Origin of the sequence: Coprococcus sp. HPP0074, from assembly GCF_964238105.1 — a bacterium.
GTDB classification, from domain to species: Bacteria; Bacillota; Clostridia; order Lachnospirales; family Lachnospiraceae; genus Faecalimonas; species Faecalimonas umbilicata.
Genome location: NZ_CAXSKS010000006.1, coordinates 110,672 through 136,020, shown reverse-complemented (window position 1 = coordinate 136,020; position 25,349 = coordinate 110,672). Strand labels below are relative to the sequence as shown.

The 25,349-nt window shown below is 40.8% G+C and carries 29 protein-coding genes and 1 pseudogene; 7 read left to right on the top strand and 23 right to left on the bottom strand.

The window, feature by feature from the left end; all coding sequences use genetic code 11:
• Positions 1-7 precede the first annotated feature (7 nt).
• The 10 genes from mraY to asnB all read right to left on the bottom strand — a co-directional run bounded on the left by mraY (position 8) and on the right by asnB (position 11,425).
• On the bottom strand, positions 8-964 hold the full coding sequence (gene mraY / locus ACESPO_RS09275) for a phospho-N-acetylmuramoyl-pentapeptide-transferase (protein ID WP_008976465.1): 957 nt from the start codon (positions 962-964) through the stop codon (positions 8-10).
• A 76-nt stretch (positions 965-1,040) separates the two neighbouring features.
• On the bottom strand, positions 1,041-2,819 hold the full coding sequence (locus ACESPO_RS09270; RefSeq protein ID WP_336304688.1) for a peptidoglycan D,D-transpeptidase FtsI family protein: 1,779 nt from the start codon (positions 2,817-2,819) through the stop codon (positions 1,041-1,043).
• A 94-nt stretch (positions 2,820-2,913) separates the two neighbouring features.
• Positions 2,914-4,986 carry a peptidoglycan D,D-transpeptidase FtsI family protein gene (locus ACESPO_RS09265; protein WP_499788745.1) on the bottom strand — a complete coding sequence of 691 codons (2,073 nt, stop codon included), beginning with the start codon at positions 4,984-4,986 and terminating at the stop codon, positions 2,914-2,916.
• A gap of 11 nt (positions 4,987-4,997) precedes the next feature.
• Positions 4,998-5,492: a hypothetical protein gene (locus tag ACESPO_RS09260; protein ID WP_336304687.1), complete on the bottom strand. Its 495-nt coding sequence runs from the start codon at positions 5,490-5,492 to the stop codon at positions 4,998-5,000.
• A 21-nt stretch (positions 5,493-5,513) separates the two neighbouring features.
• On the bottom strand, positions 5,514-6,464 hold the full coding sequence (gene rsmH, locus ACESPO_RS09255) for a 16S rRNA (cytosine(1402)-N(4))-methyltransferase RsmH (RefSeq protein ID WP_008976469.1): 951 nt from the start codon (positions 6,462-6,464) through the stop codon (positions 5,514-5,516).
• Positions 6,465-6,522: 58 nt separating this feature from the next.
• Positions 6,523-6,960 carry a division/cell wall cluster transcriptional repressor MraZ gene (gene mraZ / locus ACESPO_RS09250; protein WP_008976470.1) on the bottom strand — a complete coding sequence of 146 codons (438 nt, stop codon included), beginning with the start codon at positions 6,958-6,960 and terminating at the stop codon, positions 6,523-6,525.
• Positions 6,961-7,151: 191 nt separating this feature from the next.
• Entirely contained in the window at positions 7,152-7,382 is a 231-nt protein-coding gene (locus tag ACESPO_RS09245; protein ID WP_009262942.1) for a hypothetical protein, read from the bottom strand.
• Positions 7,383-7,413: 31 nt separating this feature from the next.
• Positions 7,414-8,253 carry a DegV family protein gene (locus ACESPO_RS09240; protein ID WP_336304686.1) on the bottom strand — a complete coding sequence of 280 codons (840 nt, stop codon included), beginning with the start codon at positions 8,251-8,253 and terminating at the stop codon, positions 7,414-7,416.
• Positions 8,254-8,361: 108 nt separating this feature from the next.
• Entirely contained in the window at positions 8,362-9,537 is a 1,176-nt protein-coding gene (locus tag ACESPO_RS09235) for an FtsW/RodA/SpoVE family cell cycle protein (protein WP_009262944.1), read from the bottom strand.
• 25 nt (positions 9,538-9,562) lie between these two features.
• Positions 9,563-11,425 (bottom strand): asparagine synthase (glutamine-hydrolyzing), encoded by a 1,863-nt coding sequence (asnB, locus tag ACESPO_RS09230; RefSeq protein WP_499788744.1) that lies wholly within the window; start codon positions 11,423-11,425, stop codon positions 9,563-9,565.
• A 180-nt stretch (positions 11,426-11,605) separates the two neighbouring features.
• On the opposite strand from asnB, the gene ACESPO_RS09225 reads away from it, so the two are divergent.
• From ACESPO_RS09225 to ACESPO_RS09195, 7 genes and pseudogenes are all read left to right on the top strand, one after another.
• Complete coding sequence (locus ACESPO_RS09225) at positions 11,606-11,869, top strand: spore coat associated protein CotJA (protein ID WP_009262945.1); 264 nt, start codon at positions 11,606-11,608, stop codon at positions 11,867-11,869.
• Positions 11,866-12,138, top strand: coding sequence for a spore coat protein CotJB (locus ACESPO_RS09220; RefSeq protein ID WP_008976476.1), 273 nt, complete (start codon positions 11,866-11,868; stop codon positions 12,136-12,138). Before ACESPO_RS09225 ends, ACESPO_RS09220 begins: the two co-directional genes overlap by 4 nt.
• A 3-nt stretch (positions 12,139-12,141) precedes the next feature.
• Positions 12,142-12,234: pseudogene (locus ACESPO_RS09215) on the top strand (manganese catalase family protein); the annotation flags it as partial.
• A 950-nt stretch (positions 12,235-13,184) separates the two neighbouring features.
• Entirely contained in the window at positions 13,185-13,610 is a 426-nt protein-coding gene (locus ACESPO_RS09210) for a hypothetical protein (protein ID WP_499788743.1), read from the top strand.
• A 21-nt stretch (positions 13,611-13,631) separates the two neighbouring features.
• Positions 13,632-13,820: a hypothetical protein gene (locus ACESPO_RS09205; protein ID WP_499788742.1), complete on the top strand. Its 189-nt coding sequence runs from the start codon at positions 13,632-13,634 to the stop codon at positions 13,818-13,820.
• 46 nt (positions 13,821-13,866) lie between these two features.
• Entirely contained in the window at positions 13,867-14,082 is a 216-nt protein-coding gene (locus ACESPO_RS09200; protein WP_499788741.1) for a hypothetical protein, read from the top strand.
• Positions 14,083-14,084: 2 nt separating this feature from the next.
• Complete coding sequence (locus ACESPO_RS09195; RefSeq protein ID WP_499788740.1) at positions 14,085-14,258, top strand: helix-turn-helix domain-containing protein; 174 nt, start codon at positions 14,085-14,087, stop codon at positions 14,256-14,258.
• A 38-nt stretch (positions 14,259-14,296) separates the two neighbouring features.
• Here the strand turns inward: ACESPO_RS09195 and ACESPO_RS09190 are convergent, their stop codons facing one another.
• The 13 genes from ACESPO_RS09190 to ACESPO_RS09130 form a co-directional block, all read right to left on the bottom strand.
• Positions 14,297-15,334 (bottom strand): N-acetylmuramoyl-L-alanine amidase, encoded by a 1,038-nt coding sequence (locus tag ACESPO_RS09190; protein WP_499788739.1) that lies wholly within the window; start codon positions 15,332-15,334, stop codon positions 14,297-14,299.
• A 29-nt stretch (positions 15,335-15,363) separates the two neighbouring features.
• The gene (locus ACESPO_RS09185; protein WP_499788738.1) at positions 15,364-15,630 is read right to left on the bottom strand and encodes a DUF6275 family protein; all 267 of its coding nucleotides are present in this window, start codon (positions 15,628-15,630) and stop codon (positions 15,364-15,366) included.
• A gap of 36 nt (positions 15,631-15,666) precedes the next feature.
• Positions 15,667-16,071 (bottom strand): phage holin family protein, encoded by a 405-nt coding sequence (locus ACESPO_RS09180; RefSeq protein ID WP_499788737.1) that lies wholly within the window; start codon positions 16,069-16,071, stop codon positions 15,667-15,669.
• Positions 16,072-16,147: 76 nt separating this feature from the next.
• Positions 16,148-16,273 (bottom strand): hypothetical protein, encoded by a 126-nt coding sequence (locus ACESPO_RS09175; RefSeq protein ID WP_499788736.1) that lies wholly within the window; start codon positions 16,271-16,273, stop codon positions 16,148-16,150.
• Positions 16,273-16,719: a hypothetical protein gene (locus tag ACESPO_RS09170; protein ID WP_499788735.1), complete on the bottom strand. Its 447-nt coding sequence runs from the start codon at positions 16,717-16,719 to the stop codon at positions 16,273-16,275. Before ACESPO_RS09170 ends, ACESPO_RS09175 begins: the two co-directional genes overlap by 1 nt.
• Positions 16,709-17,131 carry a hypothetical protein gene (locus ACESPO_RS09165; protein ID WP_499788734.1) on the bottom strand — a complete coding sequence of 141 codons (423 nt, stop codon included), beginning with the start codon at positions 17,129-17,131 and terminating at the stop codon, positions 16,709-16,711. Before ACESPO_RS09165 ends, ACESPO_RS09170 begins: the two co-directional genes overlap by 11 nt.
• A gap of 281 nt (positions 17,132-17,412) precedes the next feature.
• Positions 17,413-18,015, bottom strand: a complete 603-nt coding sequence (locus ACESPO_RS09160; protein ID WP_116441728.1) for a hypothetical protein — start codon at positions 18,013-18,015, stop codon at positions 17,413-17,415.
• 21 nt (positions 18,016-18,036) lie between these two features.
• Positions 18,037-20,739 carry a S8/S53 family peptidase gene (locus ACESPO_RS09155; RefSeq protein WP_499788733.1) on the bottom strand — a complete coding sequence of 901 codons (2,703 nt, stop codon included), beginning with the start codon at positions 20,737-20,739 and terminating at the stop codon, positions 18,037-18,039.
• Between the two features lie 10 nt (positions 20,740-20,749).
• Positions 20,750-21,499 carry a hypothetical protein gene (locus ACESPO_RS09150; protein ID WP_116441725.1) on the bottom strand — a complete coding sequence of 250 codons (750 nt, stop codon included), beginning with the start codon at positions 21,497-21,499 and terminating at the stop codon, positions 20,750-20,752.
• Positions 21,481-22,035, bottom strand: a complete 555-nt coding sequence (locus ACESPO_RS09145; protein WP_116441724.1) for a hypothetical protein — start codon at positions 22,033-22,035, stop codon at positions 21,481-21,483. The genes ACESPO_RS09150 and ACESPO_RS09145 overlap by 19 nt, the downstream gene beginning before the upstream one ends.
• Positions 22,032-22,496, bottom strand: coding sequence for a hypothetical protein (locus tag ACESPO_RS09140; RefSeq protein WP_116441723.1), 465 nt, complete (start codon positions 22,494-22,496; stop codon positions 22,032-22,034). The genes ACESPO_RS09145 and ACESPO_RS09140 overlap by 4 nt, the downstream gene beginning before the upstream one ends.
• Before the next feature lie 13 nt (positions 22,497-22,509).
• Entirely contained in the window at positions 22,510-23,478 is a 969-nt protein-coding gene (locus tag ACESPO_RS09135) for a phage tail tip lysozyme (protein WP_499788732.1), read from the bottom strand.
• 41 nt (positions 23,479-23,519) lie between these two features.
• A complete protein-coding gene (locus ACESPO_RS09130) occupies positions 23,520-25,331 on the bottom strand; it encodes a phage tail spike protein (protein ID WP_499788731.1) in 1,812 nt (603 codons plus the stop codon).
• Between the last annotated feature and the right edge of the window lie 18 nt (positions 25,332-25,349).

The following is a 25,349-nucleotide window of genomic DNA, read 5'->3' as shown; positions in this document are numbered from 1 at the left end:
TACCCTCCTAAAGCGCCATCAGGCCAATCAGACATAAAATTGCTGTTGCAACAGCGAACACTGCTACAACCCGTGTCTCAGACCAGCCGCAAAGTTCAAAATGATGATGAATTGGCGCCATTTTAAAGATTCTTTTCCCGCCTGTCTTCTTAAAATATGTCACCTGAATCATAACCGACAGCACTTCAATCAGATAAATCAGCCCTACGATCACGATGAAGAGCGGCATCTGGAGCATATATGCTGTGGATGCCACAAATCCTCCCAGCGCAAGCGATCCGGTATCTCCCATAAACACACTCGCCGGATAGACATTAAAGAGTAAAAAGCCAAGCAGCGCTCCCACAACCGCACAGGTCACAGGCTCGATACCGCTTCTCGTCCCCACTGCCACTACAGTGAAAAATGTGGCAACAAGCACCGTCACACTGGAGGCCAAGCCATCCAGCCCATCCGTGAAATTCACTCCATTGACCGTTCCAATCACGACAACAAACAACAGCGGAATCGAAAGCCATCCGATATCCAGATATTTTCCACTGGAAAATGGAATCAGTAGTGTCATTGGAACATTTGTCACTTTTACAAGATAGTAGGCAAACACTGCCGTCACAACAATCTGAAGCGCCATCTTCTGCTTTGGAAACAACCCATCCGACCGTTTCATCACAACTTTCAAATAATCATCGAGAAATCCGATCAATCCAAAACCAAGTGTCACAAACAGCACCGGTATGATCTTCGGATATTCTTTTATATAAAAAACTGAAGTGAGCAATACACTTCCAAGGATGATCACACCGCCCATTGTCGGTGTTCCTGCCTTCTTCAAATGTGACTGTACACCTTCCACCCGTTCTGTCTGTCCCATCTTTAGTTTTCTCAGAAACGGAATGACGACCGGTCCCATCAGCAGACTCAATGCAAAAGAAATCAGCACTGGTACAATTAATTTATAATCCATAGATACACCCTTTCACTCTTTTGTTCTCATTTTAATTCAACTTATATAGTATACTTCATTTCCCTCTCATTTTCAACTACTCCTCCTCTTTTGTTTCGCTAACCGGCCCTCTTTCTATCCCCATATATGGAAGAATATTGTCGAAAATATCACGGATTACCGGAGCCGCAATCGTTCCCCCATAATAAATTCCCTGCGGATCATGGATCACCGCCATTCCTAGTATTTGTGGATTGTCTGCCGGAGCAAATCCGATAAAAGAAGAAATATATTTATTGGCGCTTCTCGGAAGTGTCTGCGAGGTTGCTGTCTTTCCTCCGATCCGATATCCTTCAATATATGCGTTTTTCCCAGATCCTTCTGCTACAACGCTCTCAAGGATCGTTCGCATTGTCGCCGACGTTTCTTTCGATACCACTCCTTTTCTTTCCGGATAAGAAAAAGGTTCCAGCTTTTCTCCTTCCCGATCCACAATTCCCATGCCAAAATGTGGTGTCACACGAACCCCTCCGTTGATCAGAGAACTTACCGTTGTCGCCATCTGCACCGGCGTAATCTGGAAGGATTGCCCAAAACTCATCGTTGCCAGCTCTACCGCACCGATGTTTTCCTTCTTATGCATGATTGTTCCTGCTTCTCCTGGAAGATCTACCCCTGTCAGATCCAGCAATCCAAACTGTTTAAAATACTCGCAGAACTTATCCACACCGAGTCGCAGACCGATGTCGATAAATACCGGGTTACAGGAATTTTGAACTCCTTGCACAAATGTTTCCGTTCCATGTCCTCCTACTTTGTGACATCGGATCTTCCGATCCTCCACCATCCGATATCCCGGACATTGAAAAGTGTCATCCAGTTTCACTACGCCTGCTTCCAGACAGGCAGAGGACGTAATAATCTTAAAAGTCGACCCTGGCTCATAAGTATCGTTAATACAGCGATTTCTCCACATCTGATTCAGGAGTTCCTGCTTCTTCTCCGGATCTTTCATATCTGCTGCAGGCTGTTTTTCAGCATTTGCTGCCAGAAATTCCTCCGTCAGTGTAAAAGGATCATTCAGATTAAATTCTGGCACATTCACCATCGCCAGTATTTCTCCATTTTGAGGATTCATCAGCAGGATAGACACCCCATCTGCCTGCTTTTCCTCCATCACTTTCTGTGCCGCCTGCTCAGCATATTTCTGAATGTTATAGTCTATGCTGAGCTGCAATGTATTCCCCGGTACCGGTTCGATGCGGTCTTCTGCAATCCCATCCAGTTCAATTCCACGGGCATCTGTTGTCGTGAGGATCATTCCGTTCTGTCCTTTCAGATACTTCTCATACTTCACTTCCAACCCGATGATTCCCTGATTATCCCCTCCGGTAAATCCGAGCACTTTTGATGCCAGCGTTTCATATGGATAATAGCGCTTGAAATCTTCATCTACTTTTACCCCCGCAAGATCATATTCACGAATCTTATCCCCGATTTCCTTCGGTACATTCGTTTTGATCCTCTCCATAGACGAAACTTTTTCTACTCGTTTTCTCACCACCTCGGGTTCCAACTCCAGCTCCTCTGCCAGCACTTCAATGACACGCTCCTGATCCTTGATCTGGCTGTGAATCACAGAAATCGTGCAGACTGTACGATTCGTCGCAAGCACTGTTCCATTCCGATCTACAATTTCTCCTCTTGCGGCTTTAATTTCACGTTCCCGTTCATGGAGCGCCTCCGCTTTTTTCTGGTAATATTCTGCATCAAAAATCATCAGATAACACAGCCGTCCGATCAATCCTAAGATCACTGTGACCGCTGCGAGAAAGACCACAAGCACTTTTTTCTTATTATAGGTCTTATTTTTCATAAAAAAACCTCACAGAAGTTGTTTTTATAATTTATTAACACTTCTGTGAGGTTATTCACATTTCCTTGGACAAAATTTTCATAAAATCGTTCAATCAATATCCAGACTCCATATCCCCAGAGCCGTCCTCGTAAGTTCCATCTCCGTAAGCACCATCGTCATAACTTTCCCCTTCGTAAGAAACATCCCCGACAGCTTCCCCTTCATAGGAAGGTTCTCCCGAAACCTCTTCTTGACTTTCGGTTTCCGTCTCATTCTCCGCCTGTGTTTCTACCTCTTGCTGATCTTCCTCCGGCTGCTCCGGAGCTACAACCGGCTGCCCGTCAATCGTAGAAATATTCATATATGGAAATGCCTCTTCCATAATACTTCGCGCCAGATTCAACACGAGAGAACTGTCTTCCTGGGACTCTGTATTCGGCTCATCAATCACAACATAAATCAGCACTTCCGGCTCATCCTGCGGTGCATATCCAATGAAAGAAAGTAAATGCTTTCCACTGTTTCTAGGGTATTTCTCAGCAGTACCAGTCTTTCCTCCGATGTCATATCCTTCCACCGCTGCTGAGGCTCCTGTTCCAGTTCCTTCCATAACCGTTTTCATATACTGTTTCAGCATTGTCGACGTCTGCTCAGAAATCACACGTTTCTTCAAAACAGATTCTTTCGTCTCAATCACATTTCCGTTTTCATCTTGAATCTGTTTGACAACATGCGGCTCATAATAGTTGCCTCCATTGATCAAGGCTGACATTCCCGCAACCATCTGTTCCATCGTCACATTGAAATTCTGCCCGAAGGAATTAGTTGCCAGATCTACCGGACCTACCAGCTCTGGATCCTGCAGGATCCCCTCTGCCTCTCCCGGCAGGTCAATCCCTGTCTGAGCGCCAAATCCAAAGATACTCTGATAACGATAAAAATCTTCAGCTCCAATCACTTTGATCATTTCCATCATTGCAACGTTACAAGAATTTGCAATCGACTGCGCAATGGTCTGCGTACCGTGCCCCGCTGTGTAGTGACAATTGATCGGCTCTGTATCCTCCGCAACAACGAGAGATCCTCCGCAAGTATATACTTCATTTCCCCTTATCTTTCCTGTTTCCAGTCCCGCTGCAACAGTAAACGGTTTTGCTGTTGATCCCGGTTCATACGAATCGCTGACACAAAAATCCCTCCAAAGATTATTGAGGATCTCCACTTTTTCTTCCTCTTTCATCTTCTTCAGTTCTTTCTCTGTGTAGTAGGCAGAAATATCACGCGGTTTGTTCAGATCAAAGTTCGGGTAAGATGCCTGTGCAAGGATCTCCCCACTCTGCGGATCTGCAATGATCACCGCTGTATTCAAGCTTCCGTTTCCTTTCTCTGCATTATCCTTATAAGCTTCATTAAATTCTAAAATATGTTTTTCCACAATCTTCTGGAGTTCTGCGTCAATGGTAGATACGATCGTGTTTCCATTCTCCGCTTCCTTGATTGTACGTTCCAGAAGCGCTCCTTCTTCCAGATAACCGTACTCTCTTCCGTCTACTCCATTTAAAATTGCATTGTAAGATGCCTCAAGACCGATTGTTCCCACATCGTCTGCATTGGAAAATCCGATTACATCACTCGCCAGTGAATTGTACGGATATTTCCGCACATAATCCTCTTCCAGCCAGATTCCCTTAACATTCGGATGCTTCTCTTCGTCTTCATCGATCGCCTCAAATTCCTTCGCAGTATTATAATCTACACCTTTCAGAAGTATATTATAACGGCTTTCTGGACTCGATTCGACCAGTTCCTCCACATCCTCCTCTGCGATTCCAAAGCAGTCTTTTAAAACTTTGATCGTAGGCTCCTGATATTCGTCTTTCTCAAGCATTGCCTTGACATCCAGAATAACATTGTACACGCGCTCACTGGTTGCAAGCTTTGTTCCATTGCGATCCACAATATCTCCTCTTCGAAAAGGAATCACCCTGCTGTCATACTGCTGCTGATCTAAAACGACCTTCGTATATTTTTCGCCATTCATGGCATTGATCTGTATAATTCTTCCAATTAAAATAGCAAAAGCCAGCACAACTAATGAAAATAATAGTACTAGCTTTTTCTGCATAATCTTCGAAAATTTTCTTTTTAAAAAATGAAATGAGTTTCGCTTTTTTCTTTTGGACATTTTCTCACCTTTTACTTAGAAACTTTACTTGACTGTGCTAATATTCCATTTTCCGGTATCTCTTCGTACTGTTTCACATAACTGCTCGTCGGGCTGTCATATTCCATGACCTGATCCGGCGTAGCCGGCACCATCCCCAGATCTTCTACAGCACGTTTGCGAAGCTCTTCTAAGTCCACGCTGTCTGTCGCAGCATTGTACATTGCTGTATTCTCCTCTTTCAGCTCTGTCAGTTCACTTTGAAGTGCAGCGATCGCTTCGGAACGGTTCGTAATCTCAGACTGAATCTGAAGATATCTTACACAAATAAAGAGCGCTGCAATGGCAGCTATAGATAAAAACAACACATATCCCTTATTCATATCCAATGCTCTTTTTCTATTTTTATGTACTTGTTTACTCACCCTTTTTGGTTCTGAAGGCTGTAATGCTGTCTGTCTATCTATACTGACTTTCGGCTGTCGTACAGTGTTTCCATATACGTAAGCTTCTTCTCTTATCGCCATTACAATCTCTCCTCTTTCTTTTTATACTTTCGTATTCACATGCCGCTCAAAAATCCTAAGCTTCGCGCTCTTTGACCGACTGTTCTCTTCTAATTCCTGTTCGCCAGGCAAGATCGGTTTTTTCGTGATCACTTTCCCTTTCGATACATTTCCACAAACGCATACAGGAAAATGGCTTGGACAAGTACAAGGATTCTCATTCTTCTTAAATATTCCCTTCACGATCCGGTCTTCCAATGAGTGAAATGTAATGATACAGATCCTTCCATTATCATTGAGTAACTCAATCATCTCATCTAATGTATCTCTGAGTACTTCCAGTTCTCGATTCAGTTCAATACGAATTGCCTGAAATGTTCTCTTTGCCGGATGTCCCGTGTTCTTCTGAAATTTCATCGGAATTGCATGTCGGATAATCTCGCATAACTGCCCCGTAGTCTCGATCGGCGCCTTCTCTCTTTCCATGACAATATGCTTTGCAATATTCTTTGCGAACTTGTCCTCTCCATAGTCACGGATAATTCGAAATAGCTCCATCTCGCTGTATGTATTAACGATATCACGCGCCGTCTTTTCCTGACGCCTGTCCATCCTCATATCTAACGGGGCATCAACACGATAAGAAAATCCTCTTTCTGCCGTATCTAACTGATAAGATGATACGCCCAAATCAAGGATTATCCCATCGACTTTGTCAATTCCTCTTTCCCGAAGTCTCGACTTCATATCACAATAATTACTTCTGATTATCGTGACTCTCTCCCCGAAGCCGGCCAACCGAACACTCGCTGCTTCAATCGCCGCTGCGTCCTGATCTATTCCTATAAAACTCCCCTTGTCATTTAATTGCTTACATACCTCTTCGGCATGCCCGCCACCACCAAGCGTTCCATCTACGTAAATGCCGTCTGGCTTGATGTTCAGACCATTTACCGTCTCTTCCAGTAATACTGACTTATGCTTGAATTCCATATTGTCCTCCATTTCTAACGATAGAAAGCATCACTTGCTCTCTTTCTATTGTCATGAATTAGATGCCAAGCCCTAATTCTTCCATGTGACCGGCAATATCATCCATATTTGCTTCTACTTCAGCATTACTTTCATCCCATTTTGCCTTATCCCAAATCTCAACTCGATCCAGCACCCCTACCAGAACGACTTCCTTTTCAAGACCAGCAAAATCTCTCAGGGCTGAAGAGATTAAAACTCTTCCTTGTTTGTCAAGTACGCCTTCCACTGCACTCCCAAGGAAAAAGCGCGTAAAAGTTCTTGCGTTCTTGTTTGTAAGCGGTAAGGTTCTGAGCTTTTCTTCAAAAAGTTTCCACTCATTGTCCGGATACACAAATAAGCAGTTATCTAACCCTTTTGTAATTACAAAACTGTCACCAAGTATCTCTCGAAACTTGGCAGGGATAATTAATCTGCCTTTTGAATCAATACTATGATTATATTCTCCAGTCAACATGAAGGTCACCTTCTCTCGAAATGGTCTGCCACTTCCTTTCCATTTCGTACCACTTTTCACCACTTTCTACCACTTAGATTTATTGTACCCCACTTCTTACTTGATTTCAAGACTTTTTTTCAGTTTTCTAGTTTTCATTTTAAAAAGAGAGCCAGAAAAGATCTTACTCTCTTCTCCGACTCCCTTCACGATTATGCACCTTGCAAATATTCTGTTACCGCACTGTAATCCACTTCATAGGATTCTCTTGGCTGGCTCTCTGTATAAGTACTGTATACCGAATAACCGATCCATCCCAGAACCGCCACACACACAACAGATACTACAGTCTTTCGAACTGTATTCATAACTTTTTGGCGGCGCAGCATCTTCTTTCTGTTGGCTTTTTCTTCCTTATATCTGTTTACTTTCTCCTGACTCATTTCTTTCACAGCTCCTTTGCAACATCTTCTCTTATATTACAACAATGATTCCTCCATCATTTGCATACATACTGCTGATTCCTGCTGTATTTGAGATGATCACATCTTTCACTTTTTTCTTTTCTTTGATCATCTCCGCCACCGCCTCTGCTCTCTCCCTGCAGTTGCAATGTGCAATCCCAAGAATCTTATTCTCCCCGCATTGAATTCCTTCCGCAGCCATTTCTGTCATCTTCGCCAATGCTTTCTTAATTCCACGTGCCTGACCGATCTGGTAAATTGTTCCTTCCGGAGTAGCTCCCATTACAGGCTTTATATTCAATGCACTGGCAACCAATGCTTTGACTCCCTTTAATCTTCCATTTTTCTTTAAAGTTTCCAATGTTTCCAGGACAAAATATAATTTCTGACTTTCTATATATTCTTCTACTGTCTGAATGACCTCCTCAAATGTCATGCCAGCTTCTTCGCATTCCTGAATTTTCAGCGCGATCAAAGTTTCCCCGACAGAAGCAGATTTGGAGTTAAAAATATGAATCTGCTTCTTCCCATATTCCTCCTCGTACAGATTTTTCCCAAGCACTGCACTGTTATACGAACCACTAAGTTCTGCTGTCAATGTTACAACGTATACATGTTCCGCTTCTCCAGCATAGCTTTCCATATAACGTTCCGGAGATGGGCAAGACGACTTCGGACATTCTCCACTGGCTGCAATCCGTTTTAAAAAGTCTGCCTGATCAAAGGTCTCATCATCTACAATCGTACTTCCTTCTAATTCTATACTCATCGCAACAGATTCAAAATATCCGCTTTGTTTCATCTCTTCTGTCAATTCTCCGCAACTGTCCACGACAATCTTGTAATTCATTCTTCATCCCTCCCAGATACCAGCTCTCATGATACTCAATCATGTTTTCATGTAGTTTTCAATACTACATTATAATACCACACTGCCTGCTGTATGAAAAGTTTTTTCTTAAGTTTCTTCAAACTTTATCGTGCGCGATACCCCTAATGCCAGCCCCATCTCTGACATCAAGAACAAAATCGACGTACCTCCGTAGCTAAAAAACGGAAGTGTGATTCCAGTAGTCGGAATCAAGTTTGTTACAACCGCAATATTCAAAATGACCTGAAGCGCAATATGCGTAAAAATTCCAGTTACGATCAAAGAGCCGTATAAATCCGGGGCATTTTGTGCAATGAACATCAGGCGATATAAAAGCATGCCAAAAAGGATTAAAATAACGATTGCGCCAAAGATTCCAAGTTCCTCGCAGATTGCCGCAAGGATCATATCATTTTGTACCTCCGGAATTGCCGAAAGCTTCTGAACACTGTTCCCAAGTCCTTTGCCCCAGAATCCTCCGGAACCAATCGCATACAATCCCTGCATTACCTGATATCCGCCTTCTGCCATATGCTTGTCCGGCTGAAGCCATGTAACGACACGCTGGATACGGAAATTATCACTGGAAGAAAGCTGCACTAAAATAATCACCAGAAAAATTCCAACAGCCACCATTCCGCCAACTGCAATCTTGATAAAAGGCTTTGTCTTCGGGTGCGCCACAAAAATCATACCACACACGATCCCTGCCACGATAATTGCCGTACTTAAGTTATCGGTAAAGAAAAATACGCTGAACGAAGCAAATCCTCCATAGACAAGCACTCGCGTCATCCCGGCACTTGTCTTAAGATATTTCCCAAGCTGACAGATAATATACGGAATGAATATGATCACTGCAATCTTCGCCACTTCGGATGGCTGCATCTGAAACGGGGTATCTTTAATACCAAGCCATCTCTTTGATCCATTTGCCTCAAGTCCAAGCGGCGACCAGCGCACAAGTACCATCAGAAAAATCGAAATATAATAAATGATTTTTGCAAACGGGGCATAGAGATGGTAATCAATCTTGGAAATAACAAGCATCACAACAAAACTTCCTGCCGTGACCATTGCCTGTCTTCTGAACAAATACATTCCATCACCATTGTTCGCCGCCTGAGAATTATAGGCACTGGCACTGTACAGCATAATCAAACCGAAACAGATAATAAAAATCAAAACCGCAAGCAGGTTATAGTCAAAATATTCAATTTTCTTTCTCGTCCCTTCCCGCAGGACTTTCCTACGTGTTGCCATCTACTTCTCCTGTTCTGTACTTTTTCTACTTGTTGCTCATCGCCGGATGCACTGGTTTCCCATTTGCAAAAAAGCGTTCATACCAAAGCAGGAAAATATAGACCGTCCATATCTTTCTGCTGTTGTCAAATTTACCGGCACGATGCTCTTCCAAAAGTTTTTTCAGATAAGCAGTATCAAAGAACTGCTCCGCTTCCTTCGTCTCAAACATCGCTCTGACACGGTTATAATATTGGTCTTCTTTGAGCCAGACACGGATTGGAATCGGGAATCCAAGCTTCTTCTTCTCTGCTGTATAACTTCTGATCTCACGATTTGCTGCCGCACGGAGTGCAATCTTCGTGCGAGGTGCGTCAATCTTATATTTCAGAGGAAGGCTCTGTGCAACCTCCATCACTTCTTTATCAAGGAAAGGTACCCTTACTTCCAGTGAATTTGCCATTCCCATCTTATCGCCCTTCATTAAAATGTCATGAACAAGCCATAAATGCATATCCAGATACTGCATTTTTGTCACCGGATCTTTGTCTTTTACTCGCTCATAGATCGGCGCTGTCACTTTCATTGTATCTGGTCTTCTGCTATTTTTCAACAGCCTTCCTGCTTCCTTCTCTGTAAAAATATATGCATTCCCAATATATCGCTCTTCCAGTGTCTTTGAATGCCGAATCAGAAAACTCCGACCTTTCATTCCGCGCGGAAGGCAATTTTCTGCAAATACTCCGAGCGCTTTCCTGATCGGACGCGGGATTTTATTAAATCCAGTATACTCGATCGGCTCACAATAAATCTGATACCCTCCGAACAACTCGTCCGATCCTTCTCCTGAAAGTACTACTTTTACTTTCTTGGCCGCTTCTTTACTCAGAAAATACAGTGCGATTGCCGCCGGATCTGCCACTGGCTCATCCATATAGTACTGTATATCTGAAAGACTGTCCCAGTATTCTTCCGGCTCAATAATCTTACTGTCATTCTTTACACCGATGCTGTCGGCAAACTCCTTCGCATCTTTGATCTCGCTGTATTGTTCCTGTCCAAAACCAACTGTAAACGTCCGGTCTACTTCTCCTAAATAGGCCATATAGCTCGAATCTACACCACTGGAAAGATAAGAACCTACCTCCACATCACTGATCTTATGCATTTTGACAGATTCTCTCATCACACGTTCCACATCATCAACGATCTCCTCAAACGGCTTGTCCGTCTTTCCATGGAAATCCGGTTCATAATAACGGCTGATGGAAAGCGTTCCATTCTGATATGTGAAATAGTGTCCCGGCTGGAGACAAAATACCCCTTTAAAAAATGTCTCGTTTGTCGGCACAAACTGAAATGACAAATAGTCTGCAAGCGCATCTTCATTAAATACCTTATCAAACTTCGGATGCTCCACAAATGATTTAATCTCTGATCCAAATAAAAATGTGCCGTTCATCTGTGCATAATAAAACGGCTTGATTCCGAAAATATCACGCGCGCCAAAGAGCTTCTTCTCTACCCTGTCCCAGATCACAAATCCGTACATGCCCCGGAGACGGTCTACAAGTTGTTCTCCCCACTCTTCATATCCGTGCAGCAAGGTCTCCGAATCTGTATGTGTCGTAAAAGTATGTCCTGCAGCGATCAGTTCTTCGCGAAGTTCCTGATAGTTATAGATTTCCCCATTGAATACAAGTACTTTTGTCCGGTCCTCATTATACAATGGCTGGTCTCCAACTGCGGAAATATCAATGATACTTAACCTTCTAAATCCAAGTGCCGCATCCTCATCCAGAAACTGTCCGGCACTGTCCGGTCCACGGTGCACGATCGTATTCATCATATTTTCAAGCACTTGCTCTTTGTTGTCAATATTTCCGACGAATCCTGTAAATCCACACATAGTTATACTCTCCTTTTGTTCTGTTTCCAAATTATACTTTTTTATTATACCCTTCCTCTTCACTGATTGCAATTTTTTTATTCTGTTTCTGCCATTCCTCCGGTTTTCTTTCTGTGAACGCACGGTTTCTCTGCTAAAACATACAATAATATCAGATAGAAGAAGAAAGGAGCTTTCCATATGCAAAATTATCATCAGAATAACTGTGGCTGCAGGCAGACAACCGACTATGGAAGATATTCTTCCACACAATATGTTTCCCGCCCGCAGGCAACTCCATGCTGCGACAGAGAAGACAGTCTGGACGGCATGCCACTTGCAATGGCTTATGTTCCATGGCAGATCTGGCAGCGCATTTACGAGGCCGAAAAAGGATTTTGCCGGGGAACCATCTTTGAAGAACTCGACAAACCATTTCATGGGATGGGAGGTTGTAATCGATGACAAACAACGCACCTTGCCGCAAAGATCTTCTCTGCCTGATCAACCGTGTCAGTTTTGCCGTAGATGATGTCAAACTTTTTCTTGACACTCATCCTTGCGATGCCAATGCGCTGGCCTACTTCCACGAATACAGTAAGCTTCGGAATCAGGCGCTCAAAGAATATGCAAAATATTACGGACCGCTGACGATTGATACGACTATGACCTCCTGTACAGACAGGTGGAACTGGATCAATGAACCATGGCCGTGGCAGGAAGGAGGATGTTAGTTCATGTGGAATTATGAAAAAAGATTACAGTATCCCGTCAAAATCACGCAAACCAATCCAAAGATCGCACAAGTCATCATCAGTCAATTTGGTGGTCTTAATTGTAAAAACATATAATTTCTACATATTACAAATGATGATGCAATATATTCTTTTCCCACCCTCTCTTTCCAGGAGGGTGGATTTTACGCTTTATCACTCTCTGATTTTCGTGTCTCTTTTATTACTTCTCTTCTGTATTCCTCTCTTCTATCTATATACTTCTGCACATTGCGATTATTTCCTCGATTAATATCCGCGATACATTGTGTTAGTTTTCTTTGCTCTTTTCTGCAATATTCAGAACATGTATTTGTCGGTTTGTCGCTTGTAAAAATCCGTCCGCAATATACGCATATCTTTTTTACTTGTTTTCGCCTTTCCTGCTGCTTAGTGTATTTCCTAGATCCCTTGTTGTAACCTTTCTTATGTTCTCTTTGCCATTCAAGTACGGCCTCATGCTGGCACTTATCAGAGCAATATTTCTGCCTCCCGCAAGTGACTGTGTATTCCGCACCGCACCATTGACACTTATCAACGCTTCCTAATGGCCTTCGCGCGCCACGTTTCTTATACCGCTTGGATGCTTCTGCTTTTGCTTTGGATGCACAATCAGGGCATCTCCTAGCTCTCGGACCTCCAAAAAACTCGACACCACAATCTTGACATATTCTTATTTTAACAACGGTTTCTATTTTTTTCTTTCTCGCACACTCCGGACAGTAAAAGTAATCACTTGGACCGTAAAATGGTTTTCCGCACACTTGGCAAGATTTTTTTGTTCTGTTTTGCATATTTTGCCTCTCTATTTTTAAGCTATAAGCTGTTATCTATAATTATACAATAGACGTATTTAGCCTATTTATCAACTGTTTTAACATTTTTCTATTATTATCATTGTGTATTTATTACAATTTTTCTCTTCTTTTTTGTGCATTATATCTATTGATATATATACGCATTGCGTGTATAATATAAACATAAGATAAGCAAAGGAGATACAAAAGATGAAAAAGTACAACTTATCAGGAATTATGAAAAGAGCATGGGAAATGGTTAAAAAGTTAGGATTCGGAATCTCCGAAGCTTTAAAAAAATCATGGAAGGAAGCAAAAGGAGGAGAAACAAGAATGACCGGAACAGAAAAACAGATCAGCTTCGCAAGTGACTTGATCAAAAAAATGAATACTCAGTTTGATGCATTAATCGCAGACTGCAAAGCAGCATATCCGGAAAATGTAATCATGTGGGAATCTTGCAAGGAAGGATATAACAAAATCATCTCTGAATCCGATGCAGCACTTGTAATTGAGCTTCTCAAAGGAAACAATGAAACATCGTATCAAAAATACTACCAAAAACTTTTCTTTAATGTTAGACACGGATACAACACAATGTGCAACAAAATTTTAAGCGAAGTTTACGGAAAATAATTATAAGAAGGAGAAGATATAATGGAAAACTTAAAAAATTATATGGAAAGAACTTTTTTTGATGAAATGAGACCAGCGAATTTTTTTGACGAAAGCGGAAAAGAATTGATCTTAGCGTGGGAAGATTACAACGAATATGAAGTTATTGAGGTGAGAAATATTGATGACTCTTCGGTAACCGAAAAAAATATCACTGTGAAGCATAGATAATGCATATGCTGTCCTATCGGCATGACGGGGAGAAAGAGGCAAATATATGAAAATCAAGAAAATGTTTAAAGCGAACAATCTGCAAAATCGTTATGTGGTTCAAAAATGTACGGGCGAATATGCATCCTTTTTAGTCTCTCCATTCCGGCAAGTGGAAGAGAAAGAGCTTAAGCCAATGCCATATTTTAGGGCAGCAGGAGATAATGCGGAAGAGGCAGAGGATTATCTTTATAAATTATATAGTTTTGAGAAAGAGGAGTAAGCGTGGAGTTTAAAGACATATTAAAGCAATCCGGCATGAACATGAAACAGTATAGCGAATATTTTAAAATACCATATAGGACCGTGCAGGACTGGAAAAGCGGTGCGAGAAAATGTCCTACCTATTTGTTGGAATTAATGGAATATAAGCTTAAAAAAGAGAAAGTCTGGAAATAATCCCAGACTTTCTCTTTTGGTCTTTTTGCCAAGCTGCATCATACAATCTCTGCGATAAATTTATCTACCGCTACTCCAATAACTCCTGCATACCCATCCTGGCCACCACCGCGCTGATTGTCTACCTGTGCTGGATAGAATGATGTATTGTTAATGTCTGATACGCAGTATTTGACATACTTATATTTATATCCTGCTGGAGTGAGGTATTCCATCTCTATTGCCTGGATTGGTGATCCATCTCCTACAACACCGTTGTCAAGATCATTTGTGTTGTAAGACTGGCCAAATATGATATATGGCAGCCATCCGCTCGCCTCCGTGTACACTCTTACTTTTATAGATCCTTTAGTTACTCTAAATCCAAGATACCGGAGTGGTAGTCCATCTCCTGCCCCAACCCAGTCTGTGGCATTTTTAACTTCCGGCCACCACTGATCAGTATAACCTACGGAGTAGATATCTACTTTTCCAAGTTCTTTTAATCCGCCAGTTCCCGGCACAACAGAGTCTTCCGGTCTCGGCTTAGATACGTCCGTTGCTCCGGATACTGCTTTTTTATCAATTCCTTCTGCGATCAGCTGCGCAATTCCTCTTGCTGTTAAATTTCCGTATCTTCCGGCATCGCCTGCGTTGTCACAAAACATCGTCTCTACAATCATTGCTGGCATTGCAGATTCTCTGAGATCGTGGTATCCAGTGTTAAATTTCTTTCCGCGATTGTAATATCCTTTTGATTTAAAGTTTTTGCAAATCTGATCAGCAATCTGATTCATATCTACGTTGGATGCATCATACATCCAACATTCCACGCCGTTTCCACTTCCATCCGCAGATGCATTCATGTGCAGTGTAACGTAGACATCGCAGGCATTTGCATTTGCCTTATTTGTCCCCTCAGCAAGCTCTGCACCGACATTATTTGCGTTGGAGTTACAATCAATTACTACATGCCCTTTTGCCTCCAACATAGGCTTTAATTCCGTGTAGATCTTCCGTACCTCTGCCTGCTCATCTAAAATCCCCATTGCTCCTTTGCAATATGGAGAGTGTCCACCTCTTAAACCAATTTTCATATTTTTTCTCCTTTCCGTGCGCTGCCGCACTACATATCAAATTTAATATTTTCCCATTTTTTATAAGCATCAAAGTACATCTCATTTTCGTGTCCGTTGTAAGTAATCTCATAATACATTCCATCGCTCACTGGAGTGCTGAGTAATGCTTTGTGATTCCGTAATGATTTGCAATACCAAACTACAAAGATGTCATTCACATCCAGATTTGGCATCCGATCTGTTTTATCCTTATTTTCGTTAAAATATTCTGCTACCTTTGCTTTGCAAATGTTTAAAAATTCTTGACTTCCCATATTCTTTCTCCTCGTTTTTTAATCAAAAGAGGACGATTACTCGCCCTCTGAATCATTTTCCCTTAATTGCAATAATACATTTTTTAATTTTTCTGGTACAGGACCCAGCACTGCTGCATTTTCCAGTAAGCTAATTCCTTCGTTCGCAATGTAAAACATAATCACTACCTCTCTAAGCGGAACGGTATCATTTAGTAATTTTTGCATTGCAAATGCTACTGCAATCACGATAAACATTGTTATTTTCTTGATTAGCCCCTTAAATCCAATCTCGGAAGAGAGCTGATTTTGGTGTATAGCTTTTAAAATGCCTGTTATGTAGTCGATTACAGCTAAAAATAGAATCGTTTTTAGCAAAATATCCCACCCGCCGAGCCAGTATACGATAACTCCTCCTACCGCACCGATTACCATACTTAAGTTGTTAAATAATTTTTCCATGTTCTTCTTCAATTCCCTCACTTTCCTTTCTTTTCCCCTTTAGGAGCTGACTGGTAGCACATAACTCCTAAGCATTTTACTCTGCCAATGCTTTTTCTGTTTTTTCCCTCCACAGATTGGGTACATCTTCCAGCTTCCATGCCTGCTTTGTGTCTGGATTCATGATTTTGTTTTTGATCTTGTCCACATAAAAAGCCACCATTATGCCATACCTCCTTCTGCCATTGTTCCAACGATTTCCGCAAGTTCTGCGATTGCTCCGTCCTGGGTCTGCTGCCCCTTCTCCAGGTTTGTTACACTCTCTTTCAGGCTCTTCTCACTCAGGACAACTGTGATAACATCTCTTCTTACGCCTTCTTCAGAGAGGTATTCCAGTTCCTGGTCTTTGGTAATCTTTAAGATCTTTAAATCTTCATATCCAACTAATACCTGTTCTGTCTCATCCTGTTCGTTTAGCACTTCAATCCGCTTGGTATTCTGCGGATTCAACAATAAGTCTTCTACTTCTTTTAAGGTTTTTCCCGCAGGAATAAAGCTTAATGTAAGCATTCCTTTTGTAAATGGATCTACACCATTTACAGTCAATTCAAATTTTTCTGTTCCAAATTTTACTTTTTCCATATTTTCCCCTTTCTTCCTATCTGCCATATACGATACATCCACAAACGTATTCCGTTTGAGTCGTGATTGTATCTTGTGAAGTTACCGAATATTGTTCTGTACCTGGATACAATCTCACCATTAACGACTTCGAACTCGTAGATGGAATTGAGTGCATAATATTGTATTTTGGTTTATACGCAGGTGGAATTTTGCCAAATGCGTATCCTATACTTTGTCCTGTAATTCCTTTCCCTTTTTCCAGTGTTCCATCATATCTTATTTCTACCAATTGCGCATTGTATCGGTAATAAAAATTTATTCCAATTGCGCTTCCCAAAGATGACCATCCCGACCATTTTTCATTATTATTTAATTTTGTTATTTCCTGCTGCATTGTGTATACCAATGCACTGGTCGGCACTTTGTTTGTGCTGTTGGTTTGCTGATTCGACATCATACTTTTGGTTACCGCATTTGCCAACTCTGTTTTTACAGAATTGATTGCAGCAACAATATTTGTCTTTGTCGTTGTGGTAAGCTGTGTGATGTTTCCTATTTCTCTTTTTACGGAATTAATGGCAGATACAATATTCGTTTTCGCTTCTGTTGTAAGCTGGGATAAAGTTCCTATTTTTTCGTCTACTTTTTGTATATCATTCGCGATTTTACCTGATATATATTTGTTGTAAAAATATTTTAATCCGTCTAATGATAAATATTTCCTTTGTTTTCACCTCCTTATTCCTGGAACAGTGAATCAATCTCTCCCGTTGTAATCGTCTCAAGATCGCTAGTCTTAACATAGCTTTGCAATTTTCCATCTACGGACTGTGTTGTCTCATACCCCTTTTGTGACAATTCCGAATCTGTCACATACTCTTCTGGTACTGCTGTCAGAAATCCGCTATCATTTGCCAACTGGCTTACTTTGGTAGGAATTTCTGATTTTTTTGCATAAGCAGTTAAATCAATCTCGCGAGTGCCCAATTTTTCGAATTTGTCTGTAACCCACAAATACTCGTCATAGACGTTCTGTCCATTTCCGCTATTTGCAACTAAGTACAAGATTCCCTTTTTTCCAGTTTGTGGGAGTCGCTCTACCACCTGCGCATCAAATCCCTGGATGCCGCTTACAGCCTGCGCGATTTCTTGTGTTACCTCTGTTTTAATTGCATAAGTGGATAAGTCTACATTTACTTCCTTACTTCCGTCAGGGTTTAATGGCTGTCCATTTACCTTTACCACTTTAATTGTTACTTCTTCATTTAAACGTCCAATTGTCCATTCTTTGATTTTTGTAATTGCATGTTGTAATCCGCTTAAATCCAAAAATTTTGCCATAATCTTTATTCTCCTTTACTCTTAAAATAATGCATTAATTTCATCCTCAGTTATTACTTCGTTTCCAGCTCCCATTTCTAATTCTTGGATCTTCTGTACGACAGACTTATACGTTCCATCTTTATTTTCTTCGTTTCCAAATTGTACTGCTGCCCCATCCACAAGTGGGAACTTGCCTCCATTCGCCTGTGTAAGACCAGAAATCAAGCTTACACTTCCTTTATAATCCATATTTTCTCCTCCTTTATATTGTGCATTACACATTAATGCGCTTGTATTCTTCACGACTTCCGTCGGTGTCAGCTCCCGATCAAAAATTCTGATGTCGTAAATCTCAGAATTTATACTTCCCTTCGTGAGCGATCCGCTGTTGCCTATCACGATCGTATCTATGTTTAATAAATTTCTTAGATTTTCGCGATATGCAGCCTTTGTCGATGAAGTGCTACTTATGTAGCTTTTTACATCAGATATTTGATAAGCCGAAATAGATATTCCATTTCTATAAAATATGACTTTCCCATTATCGAAATCTATTATTAATGTGTAAACATTAAATGGTTCATTGTATTTTCCTGTGTGATTGCTTCCAAAATTCGCTAATACATTTCCGATACTTGTGCCAAGTTGGAATATGTTTCTTACCTTTTGTTCGTTTTCTACTTTTGCTAATTGCAAAGCACAGATTATTTTTTCTTTATTATTTTTGGAGTTGTACAAATATACCGGATATTCTGTAGATGTTACCGTATCCTCTTTGTCTGTGCAAAATTGAATGGTTACCTGTCTAGACATTTTAAAACTATCCCATATTAAAGCTCCGTTAGAATCAAATTTTACTTTTTTATCTCTCTGAATGATTTTTCCAGTTTTTCGCAACGGTTTCCCGGTTATGTCTTCTGTTAAGTTTTCATTCGACCCTGAAAAACTAAAAATCAGACCACTTTTCACTTCTTCAAACTTTTTGTTCGTAGGGAGTTTTATATTTATGGTTTCAGATAATTCCAAATTTCCACTGCTGTATATTTTTTTATTTACTGTTCTTCCATCATTTCTCTGTGGGTATATTACTCCTTTGTCGATTATAATGTCTCTATCATCCAATTTGTTTGCGAGCCTAAAATCTTGATTCGTTGCTTCTGGTGGTATTATTTCGATAGCAGAATTAATCGTATCATTCTTGGATAGGTCTAATAGTTCTTCCTTTTTAACGATTGTTTTTACTTTTATATACTTTGTAGCATCCTGAAAATGCATGCAATCTAGCGTTCCATAGCCACTCACTTTATCTTCGTTGTAATGCAGTGGTCTTGCGTGATTGTATGTGTATTGTTCTAATTCCTCCAGTGTATATTCTCTTTTTTTCTTTTCATATAGAATTTTTAATAGACAAAAAATTCCCGCTTGGAAAGGTGTTGCATTCGAAGTTCCAAATCCCCCTACATTAATTCCTCCTATCTTTCTAAGAGTATTAATTCCCATATAGTTTCCGGTGAACTTTATCCTCGAATCTCCGTTTGAAGGGGCGCTTATATATGTTTCTATATTTGAAGCGTCTATATCCAGATTACATCCTGATACCATGTGAGCATGATAAGTATTTACATATGGATCTTTTGTACTTATATCATCGTCTCCCATGTTCATCGAGCAGATAAAAAATAATGTTTTGTGTCTATCTAGGCATTTTCTAATAGACTGTTCGTATGCTTCGTAATTTCTTTCGCTGTCAGTTGTCCAAGTAGTCGAGGTGAAAACAAAATCTAATCTTTCTAATTCCGTTAATTTGTTAAACACATTTGGAGAGATATAATAATCAATATTCGTATTATTTCCTCGCATGATTGCAACACATTTAGACTTTGGAATCAATCCATACATTTCATTTCCTTGACTAATCAGGATACTGTTTGTTGATGTTCCGTGTCCTGTGTCGTAAGAAGTGTTTGATTCAGTTTGAGTGGATTCGACTACTTGTCCTGTTGCTGTAATATCGTATTTTGCATAAAATTGTTCTTTAGTCCATTCCGCAGTTTGGTTCGGAACATACATTTCATATAAACTAGCATATACAGCGCCTTCCCCGTATTCAGCAGATTCCCAAATATCCACAACATTTGACATAATGGCTGTGTTTGACACTTTATTCTTTTCACTCGGATGATACAAAATAGCAGATCCAAAGTACCAATCTTTGGGGATAGACGTTTTTTCCAACTCTTTTCGCAAGTTTCTTATGGAGCTTTGTTCTTCATTCAGCGCATTATTTAGCGGAATAAAATCATACATTACAATTGATCCAAATGCTTTATAGTTTCTATCCGGAAGTGTTGAGATCATAGCTTCCATTGCTGCTTTATCTTTGCAGATTGGATTATTTTGCATATGGATATATTGTATCTCTGCTGCTTGCGATAAGTCTAAATTTCGGATTTCATTGTTGTATATTAAAAGTTTGTTCAATTTCGAACAACCGTTTAATATAATGCTGCTAATTCCATTTTCCGCCACATTCATTTCACTTATTATTTTTGCATTTTGTATTTCTACCTCTCTCTGATCACCGAAAGTATGCTCTATAATCGTCTCATCTTTTCCATTCAATTCATAATTTTTATTTTCGCTTCCAATGCGTACAACTATAGTTCCGCTTCCTTTTACCTTTAGTGATAGTTTTTCTTTATTTGATAAAAGTGAGATACTTCCATGTGTTTCCACATCCATATGATCCTCCTTATTTACATGCAACAGTTTGTTTGCCTAGGTTTGCATTATCGGATTTATAGATATCGTAAGATTCTGTGTGTCCGCTTGCATTTGTAAATTCGATTGTTTTTACTTTTGTAAATCCACCGTCAAATCCTCCAACATTAAATGTTACCTCTCCATATCTTGTAGGTAAGGCGTAGTAAATATGCTGTCCTTCACCCGCAGTGACTGTGAATGTCTTCGCTTTATTAGCTTGCAGCCCTTTTGTTAGTTTTAAGACAAATCCAGTATCAGGATTAAGTGTATTTTCCGCTACCCCCCAGTACACTCCATTCAAAAATGTTACTGCGGTAGTCTTTGTTACCGTTTTATCTCTTTCATCTGTTGCCGAAAGAGTCCATGTCTTATTTGTTTTGATGCTCTGTCCTGCTAGTGTTTTTGTAGTTAAATTCACATCCAAAACTTCATTGTCCAATTTTGCTGATTTCGGTTTTTTGTTGTAATCCCATGTTAATGTGACGTCTGTGACTGTGGATCCAATTTCTACTGTATTCTTGTTGTTTGCAAAGCTGTTGATTGCAATCGGTTTGTAATTCAAATCATCCACAATCTTTTTGTATTCGTCCGTAAAGTCATTTTTTGATAAACCTTTTCCTTCCTCTTGTCGTACATATCTTGCATCATTTTTCTGTACCAGGTGTGCAAGCCCCTCCTGATCCAGATACTTTTTTCCTGCTGCCAGTGCTACAGCTTTTGTTACCTTTCTTCTTTGCATGTTTTTTTCTCTCCTTTCATAATCTCGTCAATCTCCGGTCCGGTGATCGACTCTATCTCCACAGCTGTTCCCCCGCCTTCCGGCAGTTCCACTTCGCTGAGTAGATTCTCCTCACTAAAAAGCTGCAACCGGTTTTCTTCCAGTTGTAGCTTATCTCCTTTTTTATTCAGTTTTGCAATAATCTGTCGCAATAGATCTTGTTCGTCCGGAGCATCATAGTCTTGCGGCTTTGCTCTTCTTTTAACTTCTATCTCCACTTCGTATGTTGTTTTTCCAAAATTCGGTGCAGTTACATAAACATAGACTATTATGTTTTTCCCCGCCCTTAATAATTCATTCGGAATTTTTGCGGTTATATCTCCGTCATCTACTGTTCCGATTACAATCAGTGCTTCGTTTTCTCCTCGTAGAGCAAAGTGTACTTCTATTGTTTCTGTTTGGATTTCAAGACCTGTGAGCAATACCTCTTGGCCGTAATCCCATTGCTTTAAGCTTTCTTTTGCATATTCTTCTGTTTTGCAATCAATTACAATCACATGCTCACCTCACTTGCAAGGGCATCAATCTCTTCGTTAGTAATTTCAATAGGATCAAATCTTTCAATTTTTCTCAGTGCTTCTATCAGTGCCTTATAATCGTCTGAAGAAGTGATACTCGATTGCATAATTTTATTCTCGCTCACCTCTATTTTGAATTTGAATGTCGTAATATTCTTATTTGCGCTTAAAACTTGTATTTGCCCTAGTGTATTCCCTGTTTCTGCTAGCATCTGATCTGTAAGCTCAAATGTTATGCAATTGCTGCTTAAAATAGTTGCATCAGTATAAGTCTCTTTTCCGCTTGGTTTTTTGCAATATATTCTTGCTCTTCCATCTATGTCTGTTATTCCTGCAATGTGACATCGCACGCTTCTTCCGCTATCTGCTTGCACCGCTTGGATAGTTGGAATAATGCCTTCCCGTCTTATGTCCATCTCCAATACTGTCGTCGCTTCCATTTTTTCTCCTTTCTTATCCCGGAATCCATCTTAGCAATATTGCTCCTCCGGTTCCCCCGCCGCCTCCACCGCCGGTTCCTCCCGGATAGCGGAGAACTCGATCCCACGGATAGTTGTAGTAGGAGGTGACTCCAATCTCTTGGCCAGTCTGATCTCCGGTCTGCCCTCCTGTTATTCCGCCAAACTCGTTTTGGCTTGCCTGGACAACTTGTCCATTTCCGATATGCATAGCGGTATGGTTTTGGATGTTTAACAAAACATCTCCCTTTATCATTCCTCCGCCGCCTTGTATATCTACGCTTGATGTGACATCTGTAAAACCGCACGCAATAAATACGTCGTACATATTACCCGTATAACTTGCTCCTCCGCTCTTTACTGGCACTCCTGCATTTTCCCATGCTTGGATCAATAGCGAAGAACAGTCATAGTCAGGCCCCCATCGACTTCCCTGATCGTATCCGTGGCTATTATCATTTGCAATCTGCAATGCCCAATCAACTGCTGCATTGATTTTTTCTGATCCGCCAGAATACTGCGACAAATAATCATACCAGTAGCGAGCCTGCTGCCTTCGCGCCTGTTCTACTTCCACACCTGCGCGCTCAAAATTTTTGAGAAATGCAGATGCGAGGTATTCTGGTGATTCTCCGCTTACTTTAAACTGGTCAAATGATAAAGGATATGCTCCAGTTGGAATCCACTGCCCGGCCGGAACTGTTACGGAATCAATCCATGTGAGCTGTCCATTTGGATCTGTGATCCCGTATCCATTCGCCCCCGCCCAGTTGGTGTAGTTTGTTGCTGGTGTCCATTGTACCAAGCCAAATCCTCCAGAATAATTTCCTTCTGCTAAACTCTGCCAAATTCCAGGATTGATATTCGACTCACTTTGCATGTTCCCACACAATCCCGCAATCGCATTTAAACTCCATCCCCTCGCTTCCAGGAATGCAAGCACCTCTTGGGCGTTCCCCTGCATCTGCGACATCTGCAAGTAAAAGTTACCGATTGTCCATGCCCTTAAAACGCACCTTCTTTCGTTACTCCGCCTATTAAAATTCCTTTATCAAATTTTAAATGCGTTCCATTTGAAAATACTGCCGTTCCAGTTTTTCCTTCTCCAGCAGCTGTCGTTATTTTTTTTGCGGTTATATGCATCTGCTCTTTCGCTGCCAATGTCATAGATCCATCTTTTTTCAAATGAATTGCAGAGTTTATTCCACCATAACTTTGTAAATACATTCCGTCTTCTCTGTACTCTATAAGTCCACAAAGCTCACCTTTTTCATTTTCTGTATAAATCTTTCCTTGCCAAATTGTTACAGCTCGCCCTTCTCCGTCAGCGCTTTTTATTCGTCCTCTCGACAAAATTCCAGAATTGTCCATTAATGTCATTGTATTATTTTGACCATCGAGCATCTTGAAAACTCCTGACTTGTTATCAAGTCCACCTATTTCCAAGACACCACCTCGTATGCGATCAGCTAACATTGTCCCGGCAACAATATAGTCTGCAAAGAATCCTTTCCCAGTTCCAAACGTGGACCAGTTCCAGCTTCCATCTGGATTTTTTGAATCTGCAATCATAAGTCCCATGCTTCCCCAACACATTGCTCCATAGGTTTCGCTGTCCGGATCAATGTCTTCCGCCAAAAATGCTTTTTGTGCAGTCTTATGCGCCTTGCTGCTTTGGATCTGCATTTGTGTCTTCACTCCGTCCAGTATACCTTGCACTTGCTCTCCGACAACGCTACCGTTTGGCCGGATTGCACTCTCCACCCGATTCGTCATGCTCGACACATCATCAAAATAGTCGTACTTAAAGTCTCCCAACTCTACATCTACTACTTTTTTCTGGATGGAATCATAAGTCAGCTTAATCACTCTTGCATCCGTTGTAATATCCAACTTTTTGTGCCTGCAATGTACCGTGTCTCCGATCTGTACCTCTTCCAAATCCTGCACATCTTTGTACAGTTCTGTATCTTTCAGCAGCACGAGATCTATATCTAAGTTTATTTTCGGCTTATCTATCCCCAGTTCATATTGTTCTTTGCACTTTTCTGTCAATGCTTTTTTCAACTCTTCTTTGGTTTTGCAGACGATCACCCCATTCTTTTCATCATCCTCGGAAGCATCTTCTGCCATTTTTACATCCTCAAAACTCATTACTGCATAATGGATTGTCGGATATTTTTGGATCAGTGGAGAATCTATCCACAGCTCATTTCCCTCAATCATGTGTCCATTGTAGGCTTTCGGAATAATCCTTGTCACAACTTCTCTGATGTCCACATCTTCTTTCATTCCATCCTGCGCAATATTTTTCCCATATAAGATTTCCATTCCTCTGTTTTGTCCTACATGGTCATTTATTGTAATGGTGTAATTGTCAAAAAGAATCTCACCGCCCCAGCGATTTATAAAAGAGTTTTCGTCTTCCCCGTTAATCGCTTCGATGAGATTCTTTGTCATGTAATATGCTGTTGATAGATTTTTAATATTGGATTTCCCGGTGTATTTTTTGTTTGGAGCTGTCATTAAGTCAAGTGCCTGCTGGCCAGTTTTATTTGTCGGCCGGATATCCAGCAAAAAGCAGTCATCCTTTGCATCCATAAAGATTGGCTCCATCTCTGCTTCAATTCCTGCATCTGTTTTTTCTTTCTTTTTCACCCTGAAGAGTTGGTCTCCATTAAATGACGGCATCTTTACAACCGCATTCTCTTCAATGTATTTCCATCGCCCCTCATCATCAATCGGATGACTTAGTACCCCCCGCCAGCTTCCATTTAGTATCACTTTCACTTCTGCCGCGGTAGGTATCAGGGGCATATCTCCGTTGTTCACATA